Source organism: Herbaspirillum frisingense GSF30 (assembly GCF_000300975.2).
In the GTDB taxonomy this organism is placed as follows: domain Bacteria; phylum Pseudomonadota; class Gammaproteobacteria; order Burkholderiales; family Burkholderiaceae_D; genus Herbaspirillum; species Herbaspirillum frisingense.
Genome location: NZ_AEEC02000017.1, coordinates 1 through 16697 on the forward strand (window position 1 = coordinate 1; position 16697 = coordinate 16697).

9 protein-coding genes are annotated in these 16697 nt (G+C 65.2%); 2 read left to right on the forward strand and 7 right to left on the reverse strand.

Annotated features, from left to right (window positions below; translation table 11 throughout):
- Positions 1 to 1371 (forward strand): calcium-binding protein (locus tag HFRIS_RS13025; protein ID WP_006463835.1); only part of this gene is annotated, 1371 nt, incomplete at its 5' end.
- A 123-nt stretch (positions 1372 to 1494) separates the two neighbouring features.
- On the opposite strand, the gene treY is transcribed toward HFRIS_RS13025, so the two are convergent.
- The 7 genes from treY to HFRIS_RS13060 form a co-directional block, all read right to left on the reverse strand.
- Positions 1495 to 4485, reverse strand: coding sequence for a malto-oligosyltrehalose synthase (treY, locus tag HFRIS_RS13030; protein WP_006463836.1), 2991 nt, complete (start codon positions 4483 to 4485; stop codon positions 1495 to 1497).
- A complete protein-coding gene (gene malQ / locus HFRIS_RS13035) occupies positions 4485 to 6761 on the reverse strand; it encodes a 4-alpha-glucanotransferase (protein ID WP_039875640.1) in 2277 nt (758 codons plus the stop codon). Before malQ ends, treY begins: the two co-directional genes overlap by 1 nt.
- Positions 6758 to 8662, reverse strand: a complete 1905-nt coding sequence (gene treZ, locus HFRIS_RS13040) for a malto-oligosyltrehalose trehalohydrolase (RefSeq protein WP_006463838.1) — start codon at positions 8660 to 8662, stop codon at positions 6758 to 6760. The genes malQ and treZ overlap by 4 nt, the downstream gene beginning before the upstream one ends.
- Entirely contained in the window at positions 8659 to 10920 is a 2262-nt protein-coding gene (gene glgX / locus HFRIS_RS13045; protein ID WP_006463839.1) for a glycogen debranching protein GlgX, read from the reverse strand. Before glgX ends, treZ begins: the two co-directional genes overlap by 4 nt.
- 1 nt (position 10921) lies before the next feature.
- Complete coding sequence (gene glgB / locus HFRIS_RS13050) at positions 10922 to 13345, reverse strand: 1,4-alpha-glucan branching protein GlgB (RefSeq protein WP_006463840.1); 2424 nt, start codon at positions 13343 to 13345, stop codon at positions 10922 to 10924.
- A gap of 183 nt (positions 13346 to 13528) precedes the next feature.
- Positions 13529 to 15148 carry a glycogen synthase GlgA gene (gene glgA, locus HFRIS_RS13055; protein ID WP_006463841.1) on the reverse strand — a complete coding sequence of 540 codons (1620 nt, stop codon included), beginning with the start codon at positions 15146 to 15148 and terminating at the stop codon, positions 13529 to 13531.
- Between the two features lie 612 nt (positions 15149 to 15760).
- On the reverse strand, positions 15761 to 15988 hold the full coding sequence (locus HFRIS_RS13060; RefSeq protein WP_006463842.1) for a dodecin: 228 nt from the start codon (positions 15986 to 15988) through the stop codon (positions 15761 to 15763).
- A gap of 444 nt (positions 15989 to 16432) precedes the next feature.
- On the opposite strand from HFRIS_RS13060, the gene HFRIS_RS13065 reads away from it, so the two are divergent.
- Complete coding sequence (locus HFRIS_RS13065) at positions 16433 to 16615, forward strand: hypothetical protein (protein ID WP_039875641.1); 183 nt, start codon at positions 16433 to 16435, stop codon at positions 16613 to 16615.
- The last annotated feature ends 82 nt before the right edge of the window (positions 16616 to 16697 follow it).

Below are 16697 nucleotides of genomic sequence, written 5' to 3' on the forward strand. Positions count from 1 at the left end.
GAAACCATCAACGACTATGACAACAATGTTGGCAACATCGATACGCTGCGACTGGGTAAAGGCATCAAGGCGGCAGACACTGTCTTGGCGAGATCCGGAAATCATCTGACCCTGACCTGGGGTACTGATGCCATCACTGTCGAAAATTATTTTCTGGAGGCCCACTATCAGATCGAAACAATTCTCTTCGATGATGGCACGACCTGGGCCTATTCCGATCTGGCGTCCCACCTGACCCAGACAGGGACCTCCGAAAACGAAAACTGGACAGGATTCTTTGACCAGAGCAATCGCATGGTTGGCTTGGCAGGAAATGATGCTCTTCACGGCGGTCAACTTGCAGACACTATCGACGGCGGCGACGGCAATGACGGTCTTTCGGGCAACGGTGGCGACGACACGCTCATCGGCGGCAATGGCAATGACTGGCTCAGCGGCGACAACGGGAACGACACGCTGATCGGTGGCAATGGCGATGACTGGATCCATGGTGGTCACGGCAACGACACCTATCTCTTCAATCGGGGCGACGGCGTCGATATCATCAACGACTGTGACTACACTGCTGGCAATATTGACACCATCCGACTCGGCAAAGGCATCAAGGCGGCAGACACTGTACTGACACGATCCGGTGACCATCTGACGTTGACCTGGGGGACTGATGCCATCACCATCGAGTATTATTTTTCGTCCGCTAATTACCACATCGAAAAGATCGCCTTCGATGGTGGCACGACCTGGTCCTATTCCAGCCTGGCGTCCCGCCTGACCCAGACCGGCACTGCCGAAAACGAAAACTGGACAGGATTCGCGGACCAGAGCAATCGCATGTTTGGCTTGGCAGGAAATGATTTTCTCTACGGCGGCCAAATTGCAGACACCATCGACGGCGGCGATGGCAACGACAACCTTTACGGCTACGCCGGCAACGACACCCTCTTCGGCGGCAATGGCAGTGACGCGCTCATTGGTGGCGACGGCGCGGATACGCTGTCCGGCGGCAAAGGCAATGATTACCTCAGTGCTGGCGCAGGAAACGACATCTACGTCTTCAATCTGGGCGATGGCGTCGATACCATCAGCAACGATGATTACAATCTCGCCAACATCGACACGCTCAAATTCGGCGCCGGCATTACCAGTAAGCGCTTGAGCTTCAGTCATGTCGCCAACAATCTGGAGATTTCAGTGAGCGGCACTGGAGACAAGACGATCATCGAAAACTGGTATCTCGGCAGCGCCTACCAGATCGAGCGAATCAGTACTGCCGACAATGTCACCATCCTCAATACTGACCTGGAACGACTGATTCAGCCGGTGAGCGGCATTCGCACCCTGTCATTCAGCACCGCCGTACTAGCGGCATAAGAACCACCGGCAGCAAAAAACTGGCAGAAAGATCGGTCGCTGCCTGCCATGGCGCTCAGCATGACTACAGGCCCGGGCATCGTCGACCCCGGGCTGCTTTGAGGGAAGGCGCCCCGCCTTCCCTCACTCCAGATGCAACTCCAGCATCTCCACCGGCAAACTCCCCAGAATCTCCGCCACGGCGATGCTGCCACCCCGTTCGCCATCGGGCATGGCGCATTCCTCCAGCTGACCCTGGCCGCTGGTGAGGACGCTACGCCAGAGTCGCATGCCTTGCCCGGCTACATGCGACAGCGACTGCGGGAGCGCGATGCTGGTGTCGCCCCACGCCTGGGCGGAAATCAACGGCAAGGCCTCTTCACGACGACCTTCGAAGGACAGCAGGTGGCCCGCCAGTCGGGTACAGATGACGACCACCGCCTGTAGGCCCTGCGCTTCATCGCCCTGCTCCACCGGCAGCAATCTGGCAAAGGCGATGACGTGGCGCGCCAGCTTGCCATGGGCCGTGAGGGGGATGTATCCACCGTCGGCGAAGAGTGGCGCATGGCGGCGCCGGTACTGCAGCACCGCATGGATCAGTTGCTGCTTGGCGCCGCCGCTCTGCCATTCGCGCAGAGAGACCGGGCGACTGGTGGCTTCATCCAGGCGACGCGCGCGCAGGGCGAAATCCACGGGTCGGCGATTGTCGGGGTCGACCATGCTCAGGTCCCAGAGCTCGCTACCCTGGTAGAGGTCCGGCACGCCTGGGCTGGCCAGCTTGAGCATGGTTTGCGACAGGCTGTTGATCGCGCCCAGCGGGCCCAGGCGACGTACGAAGTCTTCCAGTTCGGTGAGGAAGGAATGATGGCGCGGGTCCAGTCCGGGGTCGCACAGCAAGGCGCGGGTGAAGCGTTCGCAGGCGTCTTCATAATCCGGCTGGGGTGCCACCCAGTCGCTGCGCCGCTTGGCTTCGCGCAGGGCCTTGCGCTGCCATTCGATGACGCGTTCGGCCAGTTGGCCCAGGGCGCTCAAGTCGTCGTCCCCGGCACGCATGCCATCGGGCCAGGCACCGACCAGCGTCTGGTAGAGCATGCTTTCGTCGACGGCGTCGATGCCACCCTGCGGGCCCGCGGTGGCCGCGACGATGGGGGCATTGAGCTGATGCCAGTGGCGCAGTACGGTGGCCCATTCCTCGGCGATCTCGGAGAGTGCGGCCAGGCGCATGCGGGCATCTTCGCCACGCTTGTGGTCGTGCGTACCGGTGGCCAGGAGGCTGTATGGCGTCTGTTCGGCGCGGCGCGCAGCCAGCTGGTGGAAGTGCGCCACGGAGAGCGAGAGGTGGGCCGGTTCGGCGCCCACTTCGTTGCGCGACAGCAGGCGCCCATAGCGATAGAAGGCGGTGTCTTCCATGGACTTGGCCGTCAGCGGCGGCGTCAGTTGCTGGAAGCGGGCGATGGCGCGCAGTTGCAATGCGCGGCGGCGGGCATCGCTGCTATTGAGCAGGAGGTCCCCGCCCAGCCAGCCTTCCACCACATGCAGCGTCGGGTGGTCGGCGGCGTGCAGGGTGGTCGCTGCCGTGCGGGCGGTGCGGGCCAGCAGCTCACGGTCCGCGGCGGGCATGCCTTCGGCGTTGGCATAGGTGCGATAGACCGGGAAATGCACCAGCAATTCGGCCACGCAGCGACGGATGGACATCAGTGTCAGGTCGCGGGTCTGCGTCGCGGTGCGGGCGAGCTGGTGCAGGCAGTGCGCAAGGGCATTGAATTCGGCGGCGAAATTGCGCACCAGAAAACTGCGGCGCGCCTGCTGCACGATGGTCGGGAAATGGCTGAGCTCGCCCGCCGCATGGCCCTGCATGTGATCCACCGTCGGCGTGACTTCGCCGACGATGTCGCGCCACAGTTCGTCCAGCACCGGTTCGCCTTCGCCGTCGTGCAGGACGGCAGCGCACTGGTCCATGAATTCATAGCCGGTGCTGCCATCGAGTGCCCAGCCGGGCGGCAGCATCTCGTCGCCGGCCAGGATTTTTTCGGCGATCAGATAGGGTTCGTGGCCGGGTCGCAGGCTGCGCAGACGCGCCCGCAGGCGCTGGCAGTAGGCGGCCGGGTCGGTCAGGCCGTCGATGTGGTCCAGGCGCAGGCCGTCGATGAGGCCCTCCCCATAGAGGCGGAAGATCTCGGCGTGCATGGCCTCGAACACATCCTCGCGTTCGACCCGCATGCCGACCAGTTCGCTGACTTCGAAGAAGCGGCGCCAGTTGATCTCGTCAGCCGCATTGCGCCAGTAGGCCAGGCGGTAATGCTGGCGTTCCAGCAGTTCGTGCATGGTGCTGCGGCCATGTGGCTGCACGGCGGAGAAGGCTGCCAGGGCGGCGTCGATATCGGCCAGCGCATCGGGGTCGGCCGCCAGGCTGCGCATCAGATTGCAGGCCTCCGCTGCCTGGCGGTACTGCTCGGGGTGACCGGCTTCGACCGCCTGGAAGGCGCTGATGAGCTCCGCCAGACGTGGGCTGCCGGCGGTCTCCAGCACCACCGCGTGGTCTTGCATGGCCAGGGGGAAGACGTTGTCGTGGTGCGCCACGTAGAACTCGCCCCGTTCGGTATCCAGGCGTAGCACCAGTTCGCCGGCTTCCAGGGCCTCGGCATAGGGCTGGCCGAGGAAAGGCAGCAGGACCTTGCCGGCCAGGGCCGGGTCGGCACTGTCCCACTCGATGTCAAACCAGTCGGCGTGGCGACTGTGACGGCCCCAGCGCAGCACATCCTGCCACCAGGCATTGTATTGGCCCACGGCCATGTGATTGGGGACGATGTCGACGATCACCCCCATGCCCTTGACATGCAGGCGCTGGCACAGCTGGCGCAGGCCCTTCTCGCCGCCCAGTTCGGGGTTGATGCGGGTGGCGTCCACCACGTCGTATCCATGGGTGGAACCGGGACGGGCGACCAGGATGGGTGACAGGTAGTAATGGCTGACACCCAGGCGATGGTAGTAATCCACCACCTCGGCAGCGTGTTCGAAACGGAAATCGCGATGCAGTTGCAGACGTGCAGTGGCGCGCGGGATGTCATTGCGGTCAATGCGCTCACGGCGGTCACTGCGGTCACCATGCGGATGGGGGGCGGTCGGGGCGGGCATCAGGTCTCCTTGGGGCCGCAGCCGCGCGCGCGGCGCAGGCGTTCCAGCCTGGCCCGGGCGGCATAGGCGGCAAACAGCTGTGGCGTATCGGCCGGCAGGCGGCGGCGCCAGTTGGGGTGGGGGTCGGTCAGGCCGGGCAGATTGGGTTGCTGGCTCAGGCCGAGGATGTCTTCCACCGGCACCACGGCCAGCGGTGAGGGCGTGGCGGCCACCATGTCCAGTGCGGCGTCGACTGCGATGGCGCAATCTTCCAGGGTGGCGGGATGGTGTTCTTCCGACACCTCCTCGACGAGGGCCTGTGCCACCTCTGGCAAAGGTCCGCTGGCCCGCCTCTGCTCGACCAGGCTGTGCCACAGGTGGCGGCGGTCCTGGCTGCGCTGTTCCTGCGCGGCGGCCACGCCTTCATCCAGATGGCCGAGGCGGTCGCGCCAGGCGATGTCGGCACCGGACCACCATCCGGCCACGGTGGGCAGGTCGTGCGTGGTTGTCACGGCAATGGCCAGATCCGACCAGTCGGCCGGCGGCAGGAAACCGGTTTTGTCACGCTGGAACCAGAGCACGCGGATGCCGGCCACGCCCGCCGTGTCCAGTGCCTGGTCGAAGCCCGGCGGCACGGTGCCGAGGTCTTCGCCGATGACCACCGCGCGATGGCGCCAGGATTCCAGCGCGATCAGGCGCAGCAGGTCCTGCTGCGGATAGCTGACGTAGGCACCGGCATCGGCGTCCCGTCCTTGTGGCACCAGCCAGAGGCGGTTCAAGCCAAGCACGTGGTCGATGCGCACGCCGCCACCCTGGGCGAAGCAGGCGCGCAGCATCGCCAGGTAGCCCTGGTAGCCGGTGCGGCGCAGGACCAGTGGCGAGAACGCGCCCAGCCCCCAGTTCTGGCCTTGCGGCGCCAGGCGGTCCGGCGGCGCGCCCACGGTCAGGTCGGCGGCGATCTCGGCCTGATGGCTCCAGGCCTGGCTGCCGCCATTGTCGGCACCGACGGCGAGGTCGGCGATCAGGCCGATGGGCATGCCGGCATCGCGGGCGGCCTGCTGGGCCTGGCCCAGTTGATGCGCCGCCTGCCATTGCAGGAACAGGTGGAAGTCGATCTCGCCGGCATGCTGCTCGGCGAAGGCGCGCATCTCGGGGGTCTCCGGATGCAGGCCGGCCTGGCCCCATTGGCGCCAGTCGCAACTGCCGGCTACGCCTTGCGCGGCCAGGTGCTGGCTATAGGCATCATACAGTGCATGCGCATGCAGGGCCGCGCCTCCGGCACTCTGGAAGGCCTTGAAGGCAGCCTGATGGTGTGCGTGCTGTCCCTGCCCCGCCTGTTCGGTACGGAACAAGGCGTACAGGCGGCGCAGCAACGTCAGGCGATGCGCACCAGCGCGCTGCCAGTCGATCAGGCTGGCCTGCTGCAGGCGCTCATGGGCGGCGATCATTTCCGATCCCCCCTCGGCCAGCACCTGGGCCTGGGCCTCTTCGCCGAGAATGCCGGCAGGGTCGATCAGGAAGGGGTTGAGGAACAGCCGGCTGGAAGGCGAATAGGGGCTGCTGCGACCGGGATCGGCGGCAAACATGGCGTGCAGTGGCGACATCGCCAGCGCTGCCGCGCCGTACTCGGCTGCCATCGGTGCCAGCGCCTTGAGCGCGCCGAAATGCCCGATGCCGCCGTCGCCGTAGATGGTGCGGGCCGGGTTCAGGCTGTCGCTGCGCAGTCCATAGACCTGGGCCGCCAGTGCCCAGCCGCGCTCGCTGCCACGGTCGGCCAGGGCGTCGGCAATGGTGTAGCAGCGCGCGGGGGCGATGGCCAGCGTGAGGATATGGCCGGCCACCAGCAGACGGTGATAGCCGGGCACCTCGATGGGCGGCAAGGTCGGCGGGCGGTTCAGGTCGGAGGAAATCAGCAGCATCAGGCGTGCGCCGTTTTCCAGCTCCACGCGGCATGACAGGCCGTGCAGGCGCGAATGCATGGGCAGCGCCACCGGCTGGTGCAGCACCCCGGTCAGCAACGGTGGCAGGTAGCCGACCGCCTGCTCACGATCCAGCTCGGCCAGGCTGTCGCGACAGTCGCCGGGGGTGGCACAGGGCAAGCCCAGTGCTGCCAGGATGGCGCGCAGCGCGTCTTCCTGCACCACCTGCGGCTGGTCATAGGCATCGGTCCATTGCACGGCGATGCCGGCCTTGCGTGCCAGGCGATGGAGATCGCTTTCCTGGGTGGCCGGGGCCGGGCGGGGCAAGGGGGCTGACATTCGGGATGGCGCGGCTTCGCGCATGAGAGTGCTGCTCATGTCGGTCTCCCGATAGGCTGGGTCGACATCGTGTCCTCGGCCGGTTCACGCAGGGCCAGGATGGCGTGCGGCGGGAATGTGCCCTCGGCCAGGGTTTCCAGCACGGCACCACTGTCGAAGAGCACATCGGCGCCAGCCGGATGGGCCAGTTGTTCCAGCGACTCCTGCAGCGGCTGCTCATCCAGGTTGACCGTGATGTTGAGCACGCTGCCGTTGGACAGGCGCCAGCGCGCCTGCACCGCCTTGGGACCGATGGTACGGGCCTCCAGCGCGCGCGCGCCGCGCAGGTAAGGCGCGATATGCAGCTTGCGGATGTGCAGCAGCTCGGCCACGCGGCGCAGGCAGGCCGCCGAACCCGGTGCCGGGCCCGGCTCGGGGATGGATGAGACGAAGGTGGCGAAACTGTTGGGATCAGGAATCTGCTCCAGCAACTGCGGATCGGCGAATTGCGGAAAGCGGGAAAACTCGCGTCGCCGCCCTTCCCGCACGGCCGTGGCCAGGGCCTCGTCCTGATGGCTGGTGAAGTACAGGAAAGGCTGCACGGCGCAGAATTCCTCGCCCATGAACAGCATCGGCACTTGCGGCGCCAGCAGGATCAGGGCCTGCGCGGCATGCAGGGCCAGCGGATGGGCCAGTACGGTGAGCCTTTCACCGAAGGCGCGGTTGCCGATCTGGTCGTGGTTCTGCAGGAAGTTGACGAAGGCCGTAGGCGGGAGCTCGGCGCTGGGTTCGCCGCGGGGCTCACCGGAGTACGGAGAGACCTCGCCCTGGTAGACGAAGCCCTGCTGCAGGCAACGCGCCAGTTTCTCGGCAGGCTGTTCGGCGTAGGCGCTGTAGTAGCCGCCGTCTTCACCGGTCAACAACACATGCAGGACATGGTGTGCGTCGTCATTCCATTGGGCGTCGTAGACATGGCTGGTGCGTGTGCGCACCTCCCCCTGGTCGGGATCGGCGACCTGTTCGCCCTGGCCACCATAGCCCAGCAGATGGGCGGCATTGCCGTCGTGTTCCAGCACCAGGTGGACATGACGTTCGGTACCGATCTCCTGGCGGATGCGATGGCCCAGGCTGACCAGCCAGTCCGGCTCGCAGATGGCATGCACGGCATCCAGGCGCAGGCCGTCGAAGCGGTATTCCTGCAGCCAGTAGAGGGCATTGAGGGTGAAGAAATCGGCCACTTCCGGGCGGCGGAAATCGATGGTCGCCCCCCACAGGGTATTGCTGTCGTGCCGGAAGAACTCCGGGGCATAGCTGTTGAGATAGTTGCCGGCCGGGCCGAAGTGGTTGTACACCACATCGAGGAACACCATCATCCCCAGGCCGTGCGCGGTATCGATGAGCGCCTTGAGTTGTTCGGGCGTGCCATAGCTGGCGTCCGGGGCGAAGGGCAGCACGCCGTCATACCCCCAGTTGTGGGCGCCGGGGAATTCGGCCACCGGCATCAGTTCGATGGCGGTGATGCCCAGCTCGGCCAGTTCCGCCAGGCGCTGCTGGATGCCGGCAAAGCCACCCATGGCGCCGGGATGGAGCTCATAGAGTACCGTTTCTTCCCAGGGCCGGCCTTGCCAGTGCGGGTATTGCCATTGGTAGGCGTGGGCATCCACCACCACGCTGGGATCGAAGACGTCCCCGGCCTGGCCGCGTGAGGCCGGATCGGGGACGGTGACTTCGCCCTCCACCTTTGAGTGCAGGACATAGCGATAGAGGGTGCCGGGTTCGCAGGCGGTGTCCAGCAGGTACCAGCCCGGCGCCGCGGAATCAGGTGACATCGGCAGGCGGCCGCCTCCGGTGATCTCCACCGCGGCGGCATCGGCGCCGGGTGCCCAGATACGAAAACGCACCTGGCCAGGCGCCGTGACCTGGGCGCCAAAAGGCAGCGGCAGCGAAAAGCGGGCCGTCATGCGCGCTCTCCCCATTCGTTGCGGGCAATCCATTCATTGGCCGCCAGCGGATAGATGGCCGAGGACAGGTGCAGCGGCCGGTTGGCGAACACCTGCAGGCTGTGGGCCTGTACCTGCACCGTGGCGCTGCCCTGCACCCTGGCCGCTGCGCCCTCGCCTTCCGGCATGCCGGTGGGCTGGGCGCTGTCCAGCAGCAGGCAGTATTCGCCTTCGGTGCGGGGGAAGTGGAACTCGATGGGCTCATGGCCGGCATTGACGAAGATCGTCAGCACATCCGGGATGGCTTCGGGAATGTCGCCGGGCGCATCGGTATTGGCGGCGTCCTGGATACGCGAACTCAGCTGCTTGTGAGGTTCCTGGCGCTTGCCGGCCAGTTGCAGGGTGATGGCGCGGGCCACCGGGTTGTTCCAGTCTTCGCTGGAGACCGGGCGCGCCGCCTCGTCGAACCACGCCACGTCGGGCAGGCCATCAGCCACCTTCTGCGCGCCATGCAGGAAATAGCTGGCGCGCAGGACCTCGAAGTCGCGGCGGATGGCGGTGACGCGGCCCACGAAGGCGGTCAGCGCGGCGCCTTCGGGCGAGCGGGCCTGCTCCCAGTTGATCCAGGAGATCTCATTGTCCTGGCAGTAGGCATTGTTGTTGCCGCCCTGGCTGCGGTTGAATTCGTCGCCGGCCAGCAGCATCGGCGTGCCTTGCGCCAGCAGGGTCGAGGCCAGCATGGAGCGTTGCACATTGGCGCGGGTGGCCTGGATGGCGGCATCGTCGGTCTCGCCTTCGGCCCCCCAGTTGTAGCTGGCGTTGTCGTTGTGGCCGTCGTTGTTGTTCTCGCCATTGGCCTCGTTGTGCTTGCCGTTGTAGCTGACCAGGTCACGCAGGGTGAAGCCGTCATGCGAGGCGATGAAGTTGATGCTGGCCCAGGGCTTGCGGCGATGGTGTTCGAACAGCTCGGCCGAACCCAGCATGCGCTGGGCGAAGCCGCCGCGCATGGCCTCGTCGCCCTTCCAGAACTTGCGCATGTCGTCGCGGAACTTGTCGTTCCATTCGCCGAAACGGGCCGGATGGTTACCCAGCTGGTAGCCGCCGGGGCCGATGTCCCAGGGTTCGGAAATGAGCTTCAGGCGCGACAGCACCGGGTCCTGCAGCAGCGCATCGAAGAAGCCCGAACCGGGGTCGAAGCCATGCGGCTCGCGTCCCAGGGTGGAGCCGAGGTCGAAGCGGAAGCCATCGATATGGAAGGACTGCGCCCAGTAGCGCAGCGAATCCAGCACCATCTGCAACACGCGAGGGTGTGACAGGTTCAGCGTGTTGCCACAGCCGGTGTCATTGATGTGATAGCGCTCCTGACCGGGCATCAGGCGGAAGTAGCTGGCATTGTCCAGGCCGCGGAAGGACAGCGTGGGGCCCAGTTCGCTGCCGCAACTGGTGTGGTTGTAGACGACGTCGAGGATGACCTCGATGCCGGCGCTGTGCAGGCGCCGCACGGCCATGCGCAGTTCGTTGGGGTCGCCCATGGACATGTAGGACGGCTCGGGCGCGAAATACGAGAGCGTGCTGTAGCCCCAGTAGTTGCTCAGGCCACGCTCGACTAGGAAGCTGTCCTGCAGGAAGGCATGCACCGGCATCAGTTCCAGTGTGGTCACGCCCAGGCGCAGCAGGTGGTCGATGAAGGCCGGATCGGACAGCGCGGCGAAGGTGCCGCGTTCGTGCGGCAGCAGGTCTTCGCGCATCTTGGAGATGCCCTTGACGTGAGCCTCGTAGATGACCGTCTTGTTCCACGGCACCTGCGGCAGGCGGTCATGTTCCCAGACGAAGGCGTCTTCGGTGACCATGGCCTTGGGCATGGCGGCGGCGCTGTCGCGCCGGTCGAAGGACAGGTCGGCGCGGGCCGAATGCAGGCGATAGCCATAGAGCGCATCGGTCCAGCGCACCTGGCCCACCAGGCGCTTGGCATAGGGGTCCAGCAGCAGTTTGTTGGGATTGAAGCGATGGCCCTTGTTGGGTTCGTAGGGGCCATGGGCGCGGAAACCATAAACCAGGCCGGGGGCGGCGCCGGGCAGGTAGCCGTGCCACACCTCGTCGGTGCATTCGGGCAGCTGGATGCGCTTGAGTTCACGCTTGCCGGAGGGGTCGAACAGGCAGAGATCCATGCGGGTGGCGTTGGCCGAGAACACCGCAAAATTGACCCCCAGGCCATCGGAGCTGGCGCCCAGGGGGTAAGGCAGGCCTGGCATCAGGCGATCAGGAAAGGCGACACTCATTTCAGGACTCTCTACGCAGGATCAGGGTGGACAGCGGCGGCAGGTTCAGTTCGATGGAGTTGGGGTGGCCATGCCAGCCCATGTCCTGCACCTCGACCCGGCCCATGTTGCCGCTGTTGCTGCCGCCATAGACGGCGGCATCGGTATTGAGCACTTCGCGCCACACACCGGGCTGGCCCGGTGCGATGGGTGGCACGCCAATGCGGTAGTGGGTGCGTGGCACCGGGGTCAGGTTGACAACGATGAGCACCGGCGGCCCCTCGTCGGCGTAGCGGAAGTAGGCCAGCACGCTGTTGACGCTGTCGTCGCCGACCGCCCAGGAGAAGCCGTCGGCGCGGCAATCGCGCTGGTGCAGTGCCGGTTCGCTGCAATAGAGATGGTTCAGGTCGCTGACCAGCTGGCGCAGCTGGCGATGGCCGGCCGGGTGGCCGCCATGTTCGTCCAGCAGATGCCAGTACGGCGACTTGTCGTGGTCGAACTCGTCGGGCTGGCCGAATTCACTGCCCATGAAGAGCAGCTTCTTGCCCGGGTGCGTCCACATGAAGCCATAGTAGGCGCGCACGTTGGCGAAGCGGCGCCATTCGTCGCCCGGCATCTTGTTGAGCAAGGCGCGCTTGCCATGCACCACTTCGTCATGCGAGATCGGCAGGATGAAGTTTTCCGAGAAGCCGTAGAGCAGGCCGAAGGTCATGTCGTGGTGGTGATAGCGGCGGAACAGCGGGTCATGCTGCATGTAGCGCAGGGTGTCGTTCATCCAGCCCATGTTCCACTTGTAGTGGAAACCCAGGCCGTGATGATCGGCCTCGTCCTTGACTTCGGCGGTCACGCCGGGCCAGGAGGTGGATTCCTCGGCAATCATCAGCGCGCCCGGGCAGCGCTGGGTCACGACGGTGTTGAGCTCGCGCAGGAAGGCCACGGCTTCCAGGTTTTCGCGGCCGCCATGGATGTTGGGCACCCACTCGCCGGACTTGCGGCTGTAGTCGCGGTAGAGCATGGAGGCCACCGCGTCCACGCGCAGGCCGTCGACGTGGAAGTGTTCCAGCCACTCCAGGGCGCTGGCGATCAGGAAGCCACGCACCTCATTGCGGCCGAGGTTGAAGATCAGGGTATTCCAGTCCTGGTGGAAGCCTTCGCGGGGGTCGGCGTGTTCGTACAGCGCGGTGCCGTCGAACTGCGCCAGGCCATGCTGGTCGCTGGGAAAATGCGCCGGCACCCAGTCCAGCAGCACGCCGATGCCGGCCTGGTGGCAACGGTCGACGAAGGCGGCGAAGCGCTCCGGTTTGCCGAAGCGGGCACTGGGCGCGAACATGCTGATCGGCTGGTAGCCCCAAGAGCCACCGAAGGGATGTTCCATCACCGGCATCAGTTCGATATGGGTGAAGCCCATGCCGACCACGTAGGGGATCAGCTCATCGGCCAGTTCATCCCAGGTGAGGTTGCGATGCGCCTGTTCCGGCACGCGGCGCCAGGAGGCGGGATGCACCTCGTAGATGGACATGGGCGCCGAGCGCGACTGGCGCTGGGCGCGTTCGGCCATCCACTGCTGGTCCTGCCAGACATAGGGACGGGCATCGGCCACCACCGAGGCGGTAGCCGGCGGGGGCTCGGTCGCGCGCGCCACCGGATCGGCCTTGAGCGGCAGCAGTACGCCATCACGGCCGAGGATTTCGTATTTGTAGACATCGCCAGGACCGATGCGGGGGATGAACAGCTCCCACACGCCCGGCTCATGGCGCAGGCGCATCACGTGACGGCGCCCGTCCCACTGGTTGAAGTCACCCACCACCGAGACGCGCTCGGCATTGGGTGCCCAGACGGCAAAGCGGGTGCCGGGCACGCCATCGATTTCCATCGGGCGCGCGCCCAGGCAATCGGCCAGTTGACGATGGCGACCTTCCTGCAACAGGTGCAGGTCCAGCTCGCCCAGCAACAGGCCGAAGGCGTAAGGGTCTTCGGTGCTCTGCACGCTGCGGTTGCCGTCGGGGATATGCCAGTCCACGTCCAACACATAGGGGACCTGGTAGCGACGCTGCTCCAGGCCGGTGACGACACCGCTGAAGAAGCCGCTGGGCGAACCGTTGAGCGGATATTGCTGCAGTTCTCCCAACAGGGCGCCGCTATGCCGGCAGCGCACGCGGACCGCTTCGGCACCGGGGTGGAAGCAACGAATGGCGCTGACGCCGCTGGCCTCGCGCGCATAGCGGGGGCCGAGCAGGCAGAAAGGCTGGTTCAGGCGCCCTGCCAGCAGGGCCTCCAGCAGGCCCTGCTCTTCAAAGGACAGGGACAGCGCGGTTTTTTCGAGGGGAGGAAGGGACTGCTCCGGGCTTGCGCCGGGGGCATGATGGGGGGGCGCCGAGCTGGCGTCGGAAGACGAATCCGCGGAGTCCAGGGATTCCCTATACGCCATGACAGACATGCCGGACATGCACACTCCTGTTGTTGTTATCTGGGTTGATCGAAATATCGATAGTCAGCATCCGGCGCACCGCGTGGCGGCACGCCGGCAAACACCTTCCCTGCCGCGTCCCTGATGGATGCAGGGACGCGGTCGGGCTTGAAAGAAAATTGTCAAAAGACGGCTGCAGCTGCGGCGGCTGCAGCGACGCGATCAGGCCGCCGCCACGGCCGAAGGTCCGGCAACCACACCCGCCAGGGCCGCCGCAATGGCCGCCGCCGGACTGACCATGCCGGCCAACCGCTCATGGGCAACTGCGCTCTGGGCGACCTGCGCGGCCGGCCGCTCCACCGGCAAGGGACGCGGGGCAAACAGTGGGCGCACGGCCATGTCCGCCACGTGAGCATAGGCGTCGATGTAGGCACGGGTGGGCCCGGCCCAGTCGCAGTCGATGCTCATGGCATTGCGCTGGATGGACTGCCAGCGCTCGTTGTCGTTGTAGAGCGCAAAGGCGCGGGCGACGGCGTGCTGCATGTCTTCCACGCGCTCGCCTTCGAACAGCACGCCGGTGGCGCGTTGCGGATCGAGATCGGCGTCGCATACGGTATCGACCAGACCACCCACGCGGGAGCCGATGGGAATGGCGCCATAGCGCATGGCATACAGCGGGGTCAGGCCAAAGGGCTCGAAGCGGGTCGGGTGCAACAGCATGTCGCTGCCGGCATGCAGCGCATGGGCGCGGCGCTCGTCATAGCCGATATGCACGGCGATGCGGCCAGGATACTGGCGGGTGAGTGCCAGGAAGGCGTCTTCGTAGTCATGGTCGCCGCAGCCCAGCACCACCACCTGCAGCCGCGGATGGCGATCCAGGATGCCCGGCAATGCCTCGATGACGACGTCGGCCATCTTCTGGTGCGAGATGCGGCTGCCCAGGCCCATCACCGGGGCGAAGGGATCGACCGGCAGGCCGAACAGCTTTTGCAGGTCGCGCTTGCAGGCAGACTTGCCCTTCATGTTGCCGACGCTGAAATTGCGGGCGATCAGCGGATCGTTGGCGGGGTTCCACAGCTCGGCGTCAATCGCATTGGGGATGGCGCGCAGGTCCAGCTTGCGGAAGGACAGGATGCCGTCCATGCCGCAGCCGAAGCGCGGGGTCATGATCTCTTCGGCATAGTTGCGGCTGACGGTGGAGACGCAATCGGAGAAGCGGATGCCGGCCTTGAGGAAGGACAGCTTGCCCCAGTACTCCACGCCATCGCCGGTCAGCAGATGCTGGGGAATACCGATCTGCTCGGCCGAGCCCAGCGCGAAATTGCCCTGGAAGGCCAGGTTGTGGATGGTCAGCATGGTACCGATGTGATCCAGCCCGCGCAGCTTCAGGAGGCAGGGAATCAGCCCGGCGTGCCAATCATTGGCGTGCACCACGTGCGGTGCCGGCAGGCTGGTCTCGCCGGCGCAGATGGCCACGGCCGCATGCGAGAGGTCGGCGAAGCACAGCGCGTTGTCGCTGAACTCCACGCCATCGGCATCGAGATAGGGGTTGGCGCCGCGCTGGCGGAAACGCGCGGTATCGAGCAGCAGTACCGGCACGTCGGTGCCGGGGATGGAGCCGCGCAGGAGCCGGCCGGCACCGCCGGGCAGCCCATGCTTGAGACCGATCTGTACCGTCTCGCCGAGATTGCGCACCGCCTCCGGATAGGCGGGCATGAGGATGCTGGCGTCGATGCCGACTTTGCGCAGCGCTACCGCCAAGGCGGTGATGACGTCGGCCAGGCCACCGGTCTTGACGAGCGGTACGGCCTCCGAGCTGACTAACAGAACTCGAGCTTGCAAGATGGACCCCTAATGTGTGAAAGCACCTGAGATGGAAAGCACCCTTGGCTCGTCGCATCGCATTTCATCTGCACCTCGGCCGGGCTTGATCCGGTGGCCGGGCGAAGACATGTCCTTGTTGTTATGTTGGCCTGGACAAACTTTTGAGCGCCGATGATTACGTTATACGGATCAGGGTCAGCCCTCACTATCGGACAGCGGCCTGAGATCGCGTAGGATGAATCCTACTGTTGCAGCGCGGCGAAAAAACCGGAGCTGCACGCTGGGCAGAAATCCGCGTTGGTGACGAGGCCTGCTACCGCACTGCACGAAAACGCAAACGCCGGCCGGGCCACGAAGGTCGGGCCGCAGTACGACGAATTGACGACGAATTGACGATGAAGAGGGTGCAGTGCCGGCGGTTCAAGTGGCGGTGCTGGCGTGGATGCCGTGGCTGCCGAGGCGAGTATGCCGCTGCACGCGGTGATGAACCCCTACTTTAGCCAAAGGAGCCTGAAAGCCGCCAATTGAACCTCGCTATATGGGGTCTAGCCCGATTGCGGCCCTGTATCCCTCATCCGTGGGAAGGGCCGCCCAAGCTCTGCCGTGCAGTCCACGGCATGGCTGGCGGGATCAGGCCTCGACCCGGAAGCCGATCTTCAGACCGACCTGGAAATGGCCGATGCTGCCATTTTCGACATGGCCACGGCATTGGGTGACCTCGAACCAGTCGACGTTCTTGACGGTCTTGACGACGTCGGCCAAGGCATTGCGGATGGCCTCGTCGCTGCTGTTGGGCGAACTGCCCACGACTTCGATGATCTTGTAAGTGTTGGAATTGTCGTGCTTGCGCTCGTTCATTGGAACTCCTTGCATGAGGTATGAGAGGATGGACGGTTCAGCAAGGCTAGCCGCTCATGCCGGCAGCCGACATCGGCCAATGCCACCAATTGGCGTAGGAATCGATGCGCAGGGATACCGGGACTCGGGTACCAATCGGCAAGCCCGCGCATCGGGGGCCCGAAACTCACCTTGCATTGCTGCGCAGCAAATTCCAAGAGAATGGCAGGTGGTGATCCTTGCCCCACCCCAACATTTCGCGACTTCCTACAAAAATTTAGGTCGCCGAACACCTGTTGCAGCGCAGCTAAAACGGCTAATATGCTTTCATCTGGCTTGCCAAAACGTTCACATATCGGCCGCAATGTTTCCTCGCCGGCCCCCTGCGAACAGGATTTGGCAGCCCTGCCCGTCGGCCCTGCCGGCCGCGGGTCTGCACAAGATTTTCATCCCTTGGAGAACATCATGTCGCAACTCAACCCTGGCATTCCAGGCAGCCCGCAGCAAGGGGCTCCCGTCAAAGCGATCAGCGCACCGCCGGAAGACCTGCAACACGTCAACGACGATGCCGCCGCCGCCCGCCACCTGACCGCCCTCCGCATTCGCGGGCAACTGGCGGAACTGGACAGCGAACGGCCACAAGCCTGAACTTCCCGGCGTCGTCGGCAAGACGCTGCGGCCAGTGCTCACGGGTGTCTACCCGGCGAGCACTGGCCGATTTTTTTTAGAG

Coding starts and splice junctions, on each gene's coding strand:
- treY (WP_006463836.1), bottom strand. CDS start 4,485: ATGCCCGCCCCGACCGCCCCCCATCCGCATGGTGACCGCAGTGACCGC.
- malQ (WP_039875640.1), bottom strand. CDS start 6,761: ATGAGCAGCACTCTCATGCGCGAAGCCGCGCCATCCCGAATGTCAGCC.
- treZ (WP_006463838.1), bottom strand. CDS start 8,662: ATGACGGCCCGCTTTTCGCTGCCGCTGCCTTTTGGCGCCCAGGTCACG.
- glgX (WP_006463839.1), bottom strand. CDS start 10,920: ATGAGTGTCGCCTTTCCTGATCGCCTGATGCCAGGCCTGCCTTACCCC.
- glgB (WP_006463840.1), bottom strand. CDS start 13,345: ATGTCCGGCATGTCTGTCATGGCGTATAGGGAATCCCTGGACTCCGCG.
- HFRIS_RS13060 (WP_006463842.1), bottom strand. CDS start 15,988: ATGAACGAGCGCAAGCACGACAATTCCAACACTTACAAGATCATCGAA.
- HFRIS_RS13065 (WP_039875641.1), top strand. CDS start 16,433: ATGTCGCAACTCAACCCTGGCATTCCAGGCAGCCCGCAGCAAGGGGCT.